This window comes from Paraglaciecola sp. QJM3NY_14, assembly GCF_056173245.1.
Genome location: NZ_CM149664.1, coordinates 2,045,942 through 2,057,655 on the forward strand (window position 1 = coordinate 2,045,942; position 11,714 = coordinate 2,057,655).

Here is an 11,714-nt window from a genome sequence, read left to right on the forward strand (position 1 = left end):
TGCGCACTAGACTGAATGTTTTAAAAAGGTTGTTTTAAATAGGCTCGATTAAAGAGACTTGGTAGCAGCTAAGTGCTAAAAATATGATGTTAAAAAAAAGCAGTGAATACTCAGTATTGACTGCTTTTTTTGTCAGCAAACACTTGTCGCGACCTGCTTGAAAGACTGCACGAAGCGCAAAAGCAGTACGACTTTAAAACACTAAGCTTTGGCCCAGACTGGGGATCACGGCTCTGATGTTTTTATCTTCCCATAATTTCTGCGCTAACGCTTCTTGGGCTTTAGGCTCACCATGCACTAACACAACTTTCGGGTTGTTCTCAAAATGGCTCACCCATTCTACGAGTTCATTTTGCCCTGCATGAGCTGAAAAGCCGCCCAGCGTTTCTATTTGTGCTTTGACCACGTAATCATCCCCAAACAATTTTAAATGCTGTAGGCCATCAACTAGCAACCTACCGAGGGTGCCATTTGCTTGGTATCCACAAAAGATAATGGCGTTGCGTGAATCCCAGATGCGCTGTTTGAAATGGTGGCGTATCCGTCCTCCGGTACACATGCCGCTGCCGGCAATAATTAGCGCCCCTTTTTTGATTTTATTGATCATCATGGACTCATCCGGTGCCACGGACAAAAACAAGCGCGGAATGAAGTCTTTTAATATGGAGTGTGCGTTAGGGCTAGCTTGTTCAATTTCGTCACTATCGAGCGCACTAAACCACTTGTCGTAAACGCGCGTCACTTCAATTGCCATGGGACTGTCGAGAATAACCTGCCAATTGTCTAACAAACCTTGTTGGTGTAATTGACCAAGGTAGAACAGTATTTCTTGGGTACGTCCTACTGCGAACGCAGGGATCATAATATTGCCGCCTCGGTTTTCGGTATCTTTTAAAATGGTTTTAAGCTCAGATACCGTATTATCGATAGACTTGTGATTGCGATCGCCGTAGGTGCTTTCCATTAATACAATATCAGCTTTGGTCAGTATGCTTGGGTCGTTCATTAATACGGCGCTTTTGTTGCCTAAATCCCCAGAGAAGACCAATTTTTTCTGCTCGCCTCTTTCTTCGAAGCTAAGTTCGATAATCGCTGAGCCAAGAATATGTCCAGCATCGTGAAAGCACGCTGTGGTTTGCTCTGCAAGCTTAAGCGCCTTGTTGTAGCTTTGTGACTCGCACTGAGCGATGACTTGCATGACATCTTCTTCTGAGTATTCAGGCTCAAGTAGAGGCTTACCTTTACGGGCTAGCCGGCGTTTTTCACGGGCTAGGTCACCCATGTAAATGCTGACCGAGTCTTGCAACATTACCACCAGTAAATCTGCCGTTTCTGAGGTGCAGTATATGGGACCGGTAAATCCATCATGGACGAGTTTGGGTAACATGCCGCTATGGTCGAGATGGGCATGGGATAACAGCACTGCGTCAATGGATGCAGGGTTGAACGGAAAGCCTTCGTCACCAATGCGATCAATTGAGTTCCCCCCTTGATGCATACCGCAATCGAGCAATATTTTACCGAAGCTTGCAGATTCAATTAGATGACACGAGCCAGTCACTTCCTGCGCTGCACCCCAAAAATAGATAATAGCCATGACAATCCTTTTTCAGTTCAATACGTTGGAACGTATTGAAAATAAAATGTAATTAAAACGTTATTTCAATGTAGCGCATTTTAGGCGGCAGACTTTGTTTCACATCAAGTTTGCGCTGCTTAAGTGCGTGACTTACCTCGGTGTTCTATCGAATAATACATCATCGCCATTTGCGGCCTTGCCACAGACGACAGACCAACGTCTTAATGCCGAGACCGATACTCTGTGGCATAGTCGATGTGAGTATATCTAAGGAGTGATTATGAAAACCGCCTTACCTAATAGGCCTGACTGGCAAGCGTTACTTAAGTCTGGCAATCGTATTTTTATTGGCTCAAATGCTGCCGTTCCTAACGCACTCATTGATGATTTAATCGCCAATAGCGGAGATTTAAAAGACATAGAGCTGGTGCAATTTAATGCATTGTCAGGCAGTCGTTGGGTTGACCCGCAGTTCAGTGATCTATTCAAAGTAAACGCCTTGTTTATTGGCGGCGAAAAAGTCCGTCAAGCGGTGGCTGAGGGGCGGGTCGATTACACGCCGTGTTTTTTATCTGAAGTCCCTTCACTGTTTGAGCAGGATATCTTGCCTTTAGATGCCGCCTTTATCATGGTCAGCCCGCCTGACAAATACGGTTATTGTTCGTTAGGTGTGGCCGTTGATGTGAATCTTGCGGCAGTTAAAAAAGCCAAGTACGTGATTGCTCAAATCAATACATCGATGCCACGTACCAGCGGCCATACGTTTATTCGAATTGACGACATAGCGGCATGCATCGAAGTGGAGCAAGCGCTCCCAGAGCTGCCTATTTACGAACCAGATAAAATCACAGAGCGTATCGGCCAATACGTTGCCATGTTGGTTGACGATGGCGCCACGCTGCAACTAGGAGTGGGGAAAATCCCCAATGCGGTGCTGTATTACTTGCAGAACCACAAAGACTTAGGCGTGCACAGTGAGTTAATTACAGACGGTATTATCGATTTGATTGCTAAGGGCGTGATCAACAACCGTAAAAAAACCTTTCACCCCGGTAAAACAGTGGCGAGTTTTTGTTTAGGCAGCAAAAAGCTATATGACTTTGTTGATAACAATCCCCACGTGGAGTTCTACCCCAGTGATTATCTGAACTCGCCGGCGAATATTGCGCGTAATCATAAAATGGTGGCGATAAACAGCGCACTGGAAGTGGACTTAACGGGCCAAGTGGTTGCCGATTCCATTGGTTATCAGTTTTATAGTGGCATTGGCGGGCAGGTGGATTTTATTCGTGGTGCTGCTATGTCGCCTGGAGGTAAACCGATTATTGCCATGCCCTCTACTGCAAAGGGAGGCACCATTTCGCGTATAGTGCCTTTTATCACAGAGGGAAGTGGGGTGGTGACGAGCCGCGGCCATGTGCATTATGTAGTCACCGAATTTGGTGTCGCATCTCTTAAGGGGCGAAGTATTCGAGAGCGAGCGCTGGAGCTAATTCGTGTAGCGCACCCTAAATTTCGTGAACAATTGTTGGCCAAAGTGCGTGAGCATTATTGGGTGCCGAACTATCAAAAGAATTATCCTCGAGATGTGCCTGAACTCGGTCCATTAGGGTTTAAGACGATGAAGATTGATAATCAATCGTTTGACCTACGGCCACTCAACCCAGCAGACGAACGTCGTCTGCAAGAGTTCTTCTATTCCCATACCAAAGAAACCCTGTTTTACCGTTATAACCATTACCCCACACAAATGACCCGTGAAAAGTCATGTAATTTGGTCAGTGTTGATCAGAGTCATGACTTAGCCTTGTGCATTGTTAGGCAGCAAGGTTCGGCGTCAGAAATTCAGGCCGTGGGGCGTTACTACTTGTGTGCTGACAATAAAAGCTGTGAAGCGGCATTTGTCACCCGAGAATCGTTTCACGGGAAGGGCATGGCTAAACAACTATTGGCAGAAATGATCCTTATTGCAAAGCAAAGGGGGTTAACAAGAATGTTAGCAGTGGTCAGGGCGGATAACCGCAATATGATTAGAGTTTTCGAAAGTGCGCATTTCGAGCGCCAACCTTCACAAGAGATGGGCGAAGTTAATCTAACCTTGAATTTGGACAAGTAATAATGAGTTTTGTTTTTATAAGCCACCCGGGTTGCGGTTTGCATGAGGCAGGCACAGATCACCCAGATAGCCCAGATCGATTACATGCGATTAACGATCAGCTTATTGCGTCAAGGCTCGATTTTATTATTGATAAACAACAGGCAATTCAGGCCACAAAAGAGCAGTTGTACTTAGCACACGACAAAGCCTATGTGGATCATGTCTTCGCCAGTGCCCCAAAAGAAGGCGTTATAGAGTTAGCACCCGACACCCAATTAGGGCAGCACAGTTTACACGCGGCGTTATATGCAGCTGGAGCGAATGTGATGGCCGTGGACTTAGTGATGCAAGACAAGGCCGAACAGGCGTTTTGCGCAGTGCGCCCGCCGGGTCACCACGCCGAGTATGCCAAAGCCATGGGCTTCTGCTTTTTTAATAATATTGCGGTAGCTGCGGCTTACGCTATGGCGCAATATGGTTTAGAGCGTGTTGCCATTATTGATTTTGACGTACACCACGGTAACGGTACTGAAGACATTTTTTTCAACGATAAACGCGTGCTGTTTTGCTCATCATTTGAGTCGCCTTTTTTCCCTTATAACATGGGGCCAGGGAATGAGCATATTTTAAACCTGCCTTTGCCCGCGGGGACTTATGGTGATGAATTTATGCAGGCCATTAGCGAGCAGTGGTTGCCTAAAATAGATGCCTTTGCTCCGCAACTTATCTTAATCTCTGCGGGTTTTGACAGCCACTATGAAGATGATATGGGGCACTTTAATTTGGTCGAAACGGACTTTTACTGGTTAACCGCAGAGCTTAAAAAACTGGCCGTTAAGCATTGCAATGCCAAGATGGTGTCTACCTTGGAGGGTGGCTATGTGTTGAATGCGCTAGGGCGCAGCGTAGCGGCGCATATAAAAGGGATGATGGATTGACTCAACGCTAGATCAAGACAGAGCCACCAGGCAGGGCGTTTATATGCGCATCACACTACCTAAATATTGTGTTTTGGGAGTAATCTCTCTTGACGCCGAGTGCCTGTTTAATCTGTGTTGATGCGGGTTATTTTTGCGCAAAAATGTGATTCAGCTCGCTGAAATTCACGGGTTTAGTGAAATGGTAATCAAAACCTGCTTCCTTGGCTTTGCGTACATCCTCGGCTTGACCGTATCCTGTAAGAGCAACCAACAGAGGCTTCAACTTTTTGGCAAGGATTTGCTGTGCAACTTCATAGCCATTCATATCGGGTAAACCTATGTCGAGTAAGACAACATCAGGTTCGATTTTTTCAATATCACTGAGTGCATCATGAGCGGTGTAAACGGCAGTCACTTTGTGCCCTTGCATCGCTAATAACTCTGATAGCGTATCCGCAGAATCTTTGTTGTCATCGACTATCAAAATTCGTTTCTCTGCTTTTAGGGCAAATGCGGCCTCGGCAGCCGTTTTTTTAGGGGCGGTTATTCTAGGCAAGGTTATGGTAAAGCATGAACCATGACCCAGACCTTGGCTACTCACCGAGATGGACCCGCCATGCATTTGCACTAAACGCTGAACGATATTTAGACCAATACCCAAGCCACCTTGGGAGCGATCTAACGTTTGCTGTACTTGGGCAAAAAGTTCAAACACTTTACCTTGCATCGAAGGGCAAATTCCGTAGCCATTGTCACTAATAATCACCTGCACAGTTTCAATGTCTGCCACACATTCAAGTGTAATGTGGCCACCTTCAGGTGTGTATTTAATGGCGTTGTTTAACACGTTGCTTAAAGATTGAACTAAGCGAGTGCTGTCGCCGTTAACATATAAATCTTGCGGGGTATCGACTACCTCAAGGGTATGTTTTTTGGTATCCAGCGCACTTTGCTGAGATTCTATGGTTAAATCGACGATATCAGAGAAGTTGGTAGGTTCAAGCTGCAAATTGATTAGGTTTTGACTGATACGAGACACATCCAGTAAGTCATCCATGAGGTGAGTCATGTGACGTACTTGGCGGGCCAGAATATCACCGATGTTTTTTAGCTTTGGATCCCGTTGCTCCATGTTGAGCAATATTTCGCTCACATTGCGAATAGGGGCTAATGGATTACGTAACTCGTGGGCTAGCATGGCGAGAAATTCGTCTTTAAGCTTGTCTTGTTCCTGCAGTGAGCGATTCGCCATAACGCGCTCGGTGACATTATTGCCCTCTACTAATATTCCGCTGACGTGACCGCTCGCGTTCATTATTGGCTGATAAATAAAGTCGATATAGATAGGGGCGCCATTGCCCACAACGAGGGGCATTTCAATACCGTGGTGGCTTTCACCGCTCTCAAAGACCTTGTCTAGTAGGTCGATAAACCCTTGAGCGTCGACCTCAGGAACAACGTCAATTACCTTTTCGCCTAGAAAATCTTGTTTGCCTAGTAGTTTGAAGTAGTTGAGATTGGCGTATTCAAAGCGATGCTCAGGCCCTTGCACAATGCACATAAAACTGGGAGCTTGGTCGAACAATGAACGCCAACGAGCTTCAGCCGTTTTCATGGCGTGCTCTGCTAACACCTGCTCGGTTGTCTCGTTACACACGACTAAAACACCACCGATGCCGTTTGCCGAATTTGGATCGTCAATTGGGCTGTAACTATAGGTCCAATACATTTCTTCACGCACACCATTACGTGTAATGAACAAACGTTGGTTCTCGTGCCAAGTGTGGCCCTTTCCAGTTAAAACCTGCTCCATTTGCGGGGCGATTTCAGGCCAGATTTCGGCCCAACAGTCTCGGCCTTGTTGGCCTAACGCACTGGGATGGCGTTCTGGGCCTAGCGTACTGGCATAAGCGTCATTGTAAAATTGAATAAGATGTTCACCCCACCAAATAAACATGGGATGGCCACTGGATAACAGCAGTCTTACGCTGGTTTTTAAAGATTGCGGCCAATCTTCGGGCTGTCCAATCGGGGAGGACTGCCAATCGTATGCGCGTATTCTAGCGCCCATTTCTCCGCCGCCGGCGATAAAATTTAAAGCGGATTTGGATTGAGGCGTATAAGTCATTTACGTTATTTCCTGCTTACAGTTATTGACGTTGTTATCCCCTTTCAACGCTTAACATACATTGTATTCATTACGTAATACACTCAAATGCTACCCACTCAACAGAGGTTTTTAATTTTGTGTAATAGCATATTATATAACTACCAAAAATAACCACTAAAATGTCGCTACAAACGAATAATCAACACGCTTTGGTTCGATGTCTCACGCTGTCTTAAGGATGTTTTGGGTAATGAGTGAGCTCGGTTCGTGCTTTTAAGCGAATGATTTATTTGTAAGATAGTTAGCAACTTCACGTTCTTATCTAGAAGAAGGTTATAAACATCAACCTAAGGCTTGGTCGTCAATGCTATTGTCACTACATACATTACAAAATAATGAGGTTAAGTACATGTCGTTCAATATATCAGTCTTTGTTAAAGGGATTATTGCAGGTTTCGTCGGCACATTGGTGCTAACGGGATTGATGATGGTGAAAAAGAACATGGGCGTGATGCCAGAGTTAGATCCGATTCATATGATGTCAACCATGGCAGCTGAGAAAATGGGCACACAGATTAGTCTTACTACTGGGTGGATAATGCATTTTGTGCTTGGCTCGGTTGCTTGGGGCGGGGCATTTGCTGTTTTTAACGGTATCCTTCCCGGAGGCTCTCAAGTAGCTAAAGGAATGACATTTGGTATCTTGGTATGGTTATTAATGATGATAGGTCCTATGCCTATGAGTGGTGCAGGTCTATTCGGGTTGAGCATGGGTATAATGGCGCCTGTCATGACCCTTATTTTGCACCTTGTGTTTGGCGCGGCAATGGGATTTACATTCGCTAAATTACTCGGAACCTCTGATTAATCTTACTGTAGGAAAAAGTAAACTGGCTTAATCGAAGAGGGAGAATCGGTTCAGTTCATTAACTAATATAAAAAGCCGGAGAGAGCAGATCCTTCCGGCTGATGTTATCGGAAAGTTTACTTGGCTTTCTTAAGTTGTTTTTTTAACTTCTTCACTTTGCTTTCTTGCTTAGCAATTTTAGCTTTGCGGTTTTTAATTTCTTTCTTAAGCGCTTTAGTATTTGATTTAGCCATTAGAATGTTCCTTTTTTATATACGAGAAAGGTGTCATGTAAGCAGTCGCTTCTTGATTTTATGTGTCGATCGAAGGGCGATTTTGCTCATTGATGAACTGACGGATAAATCTACGCACTTCACGGGCCGCACTGGTATCAAGCTCTTCACATAAGTTTACAAACTCAGCGCGCTCTTGATCATTAATGCGGACAATCAACTGACTATTTTTCTTCTTCGCCTTTTTAATGCTCAAAGGGTTGTCATCCGAATCGTGATTTATCAGCTTTTAATGTATAGCAAATGTATATACATTTATAGTTTTTTTTGGAAGTAAATTTACCTACTGGTTTTACCTACTACTAATGCCAGAGGACTTATGTTGCACTTACAATAATTTTTTGAAAATGTTTCGTGCTAGACGTCCTTTTTATCCAATGAAAGTGATTTACAATGCCATGCAAATATAGCCAATAACTGAGTGAATGATTGGAGAGTATGATGAAAGCCATCGGTTATAAAAACCCAAGTGAAATCGCGACTGCTGAGTCGTTGCAAGAATATACCCTCGACATGCCCGTCCCATCAGCGAGAGACTTGTTAATTGAAGTCAAAGCCGTGTCCGTTAACCCAGTGGATACAAAATTGCGCGGCAGAATTAACCCATCGCCAGATATAAAGGTATTAGGTTATGACGGTGTCGGTATTGTAAAAGCCGTGGGTGAGAACGTGACACTCTTTAATGTGGGCGACCGGGTTTTTTATGCAGGTGATATGTCACGTCAAGGCAGTAACGCTGAATTTCAACTTGTTGACGAACGTATTGTTGGCTTAGCACCCACCTCAATCTCCGATGCACAAGCTGCGGCCTTGCCGCTGACTGCGATAACTGCATGGGAATTGCTATTTGATCGTTTGCAACTCAACCGAGACAGCAAGCAAAGCTTGTTGACCATTGGCGCAGCAGGCGGTGTGGGATCGATCATGCTGCAGTTGGCGAAACAGCTGACGAGTGTGACCATCATTGCCACCGCATCTCGTGAAAATAGCGCAAATTGGGTACGTAAATTAGGTGCCGACCATGTGATAAATCATCATCAACCGTTGGCGGAACAGCTCACGGCGCTGGGTTTTGACACTGTCGATAACGTTGTTAGTTTGACCAATACCGACCAGCATTTTGAACAAATAGTTCAGTGCATTACCCCGCAAGGTAAGTTTGCTTTGATAGATGACCCCGCGTCATTAAATGTGGTGGCATTAAAACGTAAAAGTGTATCACTGCATTGGGAGTTCATGTTTACTCGCTCGTTGTTTGAAACAACTGATATGCAAACCCAGCACGACATACTAAATCAAATTGCTCTGTTGGTTGATAACGGTACTTTGATGACCACATTGGGTAGGGAGTTAGGCAAAATCAACGTTGAAAATTTAGTGAAAGCGCATCAATTGCTCGAGTCTCAAACGATGGTAGGTAAACTGGTGTTAGCGGGCTTCTAGAGGGACTGCCGGTTTTAGCTTTGCGACCAGCAAGGTTTTGATTCACCTCAAGTAACGCTTTTATTAATAACATCATTAATAACATCCAATGAAATTCGTTTGGCCTTAATAAGGTCTGGTACGCCATGAGTAAAAGTAAGCTACACATATCAATACATGTACGCTAACGCACTCATTTAAATACACTAATTTGAACACACTAATTTAAAAACACTCATTGAGAACTTATATGACATTAACGGTTAGTTCATTCCGCGAATTCCGCTCCACTATCACAGCGCTTACCTTGCTAAGCGTGGCAGCACTGAATTCACACGTTGCCTTGGCACAAAACCAAGCACCCACTGAGTCCCATGCCCAACAAGAAATCAGCCACGAGTTGGAAACATATGCATCGCTTGATGAAACGACTCCTCCTGGGAATATTGCCATTGGTCCAGATGGACGTAAATTCTTAAGTGTGCACGGTTTTTATGGTCAGCCGGTGAAGATTGTCGAACTATTTAATGATGGTTCGGTGAAACCTTACCCAAGCGAAGCGTGGGCATCTAAACCGGATGAGAACCAAATCGGTTTGTACGATGTGCTGGGTTTGAATGTGGATCAAAACGGCGTGTTGTGGATGCTAGATACATCATCAGATGACCACGCAGGTCGTCTAGTGGGCTGGAATACACGCTCAGAAACCCTTGAAAAAATTATTTATATTGCCAAGCCCATGATCACGCCGGGCTCTTTTTTGAATGATTTGGCGATAGACAACAAACACGGCAAAATATACCTTGCAGATACCGCGTCAGATAACCGCGCCGCCATGGTGATAGTCGATATCAAAACGGGGCAAGCCAGACGTGTTCTAGAAGGCAGTGAGTTTACTCAAGCCGAAGATGTGGACATGATAATAGAAGGCAGAGTGATTACCTTAGGTGGCCAGCCTGCAAGACTAGGCGTCAACCCGATCACTATTGATGTTGATTCTAATTGGCTGTATTTCGGTGCCATGTCAGGTACGTCTATCTATCGCGTGAAAACCGATGACTTAGTGGATTTAAGTCTTGATATGGATGCACTTGAAGACAAAATACAGCGTTACGGTGATAAATCATTGTCTGACGGTATTACCATTGATGGTGGTGGTAATGTGTATGTCACCTCTGTGACCCAAGGTGCCATTGAAGTAACGGATAGCGCAGGTAACAGCCGCACCTTGTATAAAGATCAGCGCATCGTTTGGCCCGATGGCTTTGCTTATGGACCGGATGATTATATCTACTTTACAGTTAATGAATTGCATCGCTCTGCTGTGCTAAACGGTGGTGAAAATGCCAGTAAAGGAGAGTTCAAGATCATGCGCTTTCCTGCATTAGTGAAAGGAAAAACAGGTCGCTAGGATTATTATTTTATTTGAATGTTAGCCAGTGCGGAACAAATAGCGCCATGCTCACTCTGACAGTGTGAACATGGCGCTTTTTTATTGCTCGCGCCTTTTATTTATGTGGTAAATACACCTAAGCGATTTATCTGTGTGGCGCGGGAATCTAGGTGTATCGCATATCGATTACCGCATATCAAATTGGGCTAGTCACTTACCGAATACCGCAATGCCCAGAACGACAGCATGGTTACGACAGCACGATAAGGAGAAAAATGTCCACTTTAAAAGAACAAACCGAGGCGCAAGTCGCGAAATCACGACAAGCCAAACCTGAATTTATGCAAGCAATGGATGAGTTAATGGCCAAAGCTCATGAGTTTGAGCAAGGCAGCGAGGCTATTGAAATCGGCCAACAAGCGCCAGCATTCACGTTGCCAAATGCCCAAGGTCAAGACGTGGCGTTATCCTATTTGCGCACGAAAGGCCCAGTAGTGGTCACGTTTTATCGCGGCGACTGGTGTCCTTATTGTAATTTACAGCTAAGAGCCCTTCAGTCGATATTGGGTGATATTCACGAATTAGGCGCTGAATTAGTCGCTATAAGCCCGCAAGTACCCGACGACAGCTTAAGTAAAAGTGAGATAAGTGAATTAGGGTTTCAGGTGTTATCAGATCAGGATGCCCGCGTAGCTGCGTCCTATGGTGTGGCCTGGGAAGTACCCGAGCTAATATTACAGCATATGCGTAAAGATCGCGGTTTAGACTTAGCGAGCATCAATAATGGTAATGGCAGCATGCTACCTATTCCTGCCACATTCGTATTAAATGCCGACGCTAAAGTGATTTGGCGCTTTGTGGATGTAGATTACCGCACCCGAGCAGAGCCAGCAGACATCATTGCGGCATTGAAGGCAAATCAAATTACCTAAGCCGATAATTTCCTAAATGACCCGTTGTTAAAACGCCAAGAGCCAGCACGGTGCGAACGAACAGTGGGTCTCGGCTTTCTGTTCTTTGAATAGCCAGTTAAGGCGTGTTCAACCTATTGA

9 protein-coding genes are annotated in these 11,714 nt (G+C 44.9%); 6 read left to right on the forward strand and 3 right to left on the reverse strand.

Annotated elements, in window-relative coordinates; all coding sequences use genetic code 11:
* Nucleotides 1-193 precede the first annotated feature (193 nt).
* On the reverse strand, nucleotides 194-1,597 hold the full coding sequence (locus tag AC0VYA_RS08715) for an MBL fold metallo-hydrolase RNA specificity domain-containing protein (protein ID WP_475490733.1): 1,404 nt from the start codon (nucleotides 1,595-1,597) through the stop codon (nucleotides 194-196).
* A gap of 262 nt (nucleotides 1,598-1,859) precedes the next feature.
* Between AC0VYA_RS08715 and AC0VYA_RS08720 the strand changes: the two genes are divergently transcribed.
* Together AC0VYA_RS08720 and AC0VYA_RS08725 are read left to right on the forward strand one after the other, a co-directional pair.
* Nucleotides 1,860-3,695 (forward strand): GNAT family N-acetyltransferase, encoded by a 1,836-nt coding sequence (locus AC0VYA_RS08720; protein ID WP_475490734.1) that lies wholly within the window; start codon nucleotides 1,860-1,862, stop codon nucleotides 3,693-3,695.
* Nucleotides 3,696-3,697: 2 nt separating this feature from the next.
* Nucleotides 3,698-4,615: a histone deacetylase family protein gene (locus tag AC0VYA_RS08725; protein WP_475490735.1), complete on the forward strand. Its 918-nt coding sequence runs from the start codon at nucleotides 3,698-3,700 to the stop codon at nucleotides 4,613-4,615.
* Between the two features lie 127 nt (nucleotides 4,616-4,742).
* On the opposite strand, the gene AC0VYA_RS08730 is transcribed toward AC0VYA_RS08725, so the two are convergent.
* The gene (locus AC0VYA_RS08730; protein WP_475490736.1) at nucleotides 4,743-6,725 is read right to left on the reverse strand and encodes a PAS domain-containing hybrid sensor histidine kinase/response regulator; all 1,983 of its coding nucleotides are present in this window, start codon (nucleotides 6,723-6,725) and stop codon (nucleotides 4,743-4,745) included.
* A gap of 391 nt (nucleotides 6,726-7,116) precedes the next feature.
* Between AC0VYA_RS08730 and AC0VYA_RS08735 the strand changes: the two genes are divergently transcribed.
* Complete coding sequence (locus AC0VYA_RS08735) at nucleotides 7,117-7,575, forward strand: DUF6789 family protein (RefSeq protein ID WP_475490737.1); 459 nt, start codon at nucleotides 7,117-7,119, stop codon at nucleotides 7,573-7,575.
* Between the two features lie 291 nt (nucleotides 7,576-7,866).
* Here the strand turns inward: AC0VYA_RS08735 and AC0VYA_RS08740 are convergent, their stop codons facing one another.
* Complete coding sequence (locus AC0VYA_RS08740; protein ID WP_475490738.1) at nucleotides 7,867-8,043, reverse strand: hypothetical protein; 177 nt, start codon at nucleotides 8,041-8,043, stop codon at nucleotides 7,867-7,869.
* A 245-nt stretch (nucleotides 8,044-8,288) separates the two neighbouring features.
* On the opposite strand from AC0VYA_RS08740, the gene AC0VYA_RS08745 reads away from it, so the two are divergent.
* From AC0VYA_RS08745 to AC0VYA_RS08755, 3 genes are all read left to right on the forward strand, one after another.
* Nucleotides 8,289-9,290, forward strand: coding sequence for a zinc-binding alcohol dehydrogenase family protein (locus AC0VYA_RS08745; RefSeq protein ID WP_475491050.1), 1,002 nt, complete (start codon nucleotides 8,289-8,291; stop codon nucleotides 9,288-9,290).
* Nucleotides 9,291-9,519: 229 nt separating this feature from the next.
* Nucleotides 9,520-10,680, forward strand: a complete 1,161-nt coding sequence (locus AC0VYA_RS08750) for an L-dopachrome tautomerase-related protein (protein ID WP_475490739.1) — start codon at nucleotides 9,520-9,522, stop codon at nucleotides 10,678-10,680.
* A 257-nt stretch (nucleotides 10,681-10,937) separates the two neighbouring features.
* Nucleotides 10,938-11,594, forward strand: coding sequence for a peroxiredoxin-like family protein (locus AC0VYA_RS08755; protein WP_475490740.1), 657 nt, complete (start codon nucleotides 10,938-10,940; stop codon nucleotides 11,592-11,594).
* Nucleotides 11,595-11,714: the final 120 nt, after the last annotated feature.